Here is a 1,058-nt window from a genome sequence, read left to right as displayed (position 1 = left end):
CATCGTTTCACCTCAAACCCTAAAGTTTTCTCCATTATACTTATTTTGTCGGCTCCACTCTAGGATTAAGGCTGTATCAATCTACTGATCATAATAAGAATCAATGCCGTTGACAATCGCATCTGCGGCCTTTTGCTGGTATTCTTCACTTCCCAGCTTGTCCGCGTCAGAGCTGTTCGTGATAAACCCAAGCTCCGCCAACACACTTGGCATTTGTGAATATGTAATGACGTAAAAGTCTGATTCTTTCACGGCCCTGTCTCTCGTTTGTAAGGAAGAAACGAGCTGTGACTGAATATCGGATGCCAGACGCCGGCTGTTCTCCCTTTCATAATCAGATTGAAAATACGTTTCTGTTCCTGAAACTGAAGCAACCCCAGAATTCACATGAATACTGACAAAAAGGTCAGCCTGATTGGCACTTGCCTTAGCCACTCTTTCCTCCAAGGTCAGAAAATGATCGTCAGACCGGGATGCAACAGGATTGGCTCCCTCCTCTTTTAGTTTGTCTGTCACATGCTCTGAGACAGCCAAATTAATATCCTTTTCAAAGAGCCCGTTTCCGACCGCTCCACTGTCTTCACCGCCGTGTCCGGCATCAATATACACTGTTTTTCCTTCTATCGGCTCTGCTGCCTGTGCACAAGGCGCGAGCGTCAAAGCCAATCCGCACAGCGCCAAGCTCCTCCATAACATTCTCAACTTACTCCCTCCGGTCTTTTTATGACGAGTTCTTTCGCAGCTGAATATCTTCCAGCTGTAAAGTTCCATTATCCTTCTTTGTATATTTCACCAGGACATGTGTCTGATCTGGCAGTGATTCACATTCATCACGTTTATCCTTCGGAACTTGTATCATGGTTTCTTCTCCATTAAGAGAAACCGCAATCGTATGAGGATCAGCCGAGCCAATGTATTTTCCCTCTTCGGTAAACCTTGGCACTGAGTCATCCGCACTTGCAACACTGCACCCCGATAGAAAGAGCGCAGTAAACAGCAAAAGAACCGTTTGTTTCACATGACCACCTTTTCCTGATGTTTGGCTTTTATCTTTGACC

The 1,058-nt window shown here is 45.6% G+C and carries 2 protein-coding genes; both read right to left on the bottom strand.

All coding sequences use genetic code 11. The annotated features are described in order from the left end of the window. Positions 1-81: 81 nt before the first annotated feature. A complete protein-coding gene (locus ACWHAR_RS23005; RefSeq protein WP_080031089.1) occupies positions 82-702 on the bottom strand; it encodes an N-acetylmuramoyl-L-alanine amidase family protein in 621 nt (206 codons plus the stop codon). Between the two features lie 19 nt (positions 703-721). Then, positions 722-1,018 (bottom strand): hypothetical protein, encoded by a 297-nt coding sequence (locus tag ACWHAR_RS23000; protein ID WP_014480225.1) that lies wholly within the window; start codon positions 1,016-1,018, stop codon positions 722-724. Between the last annotated feature and the right edge of the window lie 40 nt (positions 1,019-1,058).

The organism is Bacillus sp. LR--39 (assembly GCF_053613335.1).
The sequence above is the reverse complement of the archived record's forward strand: the minus strand, read 5'-3'. Positions and strand labels throughout refer to the sequence as shown.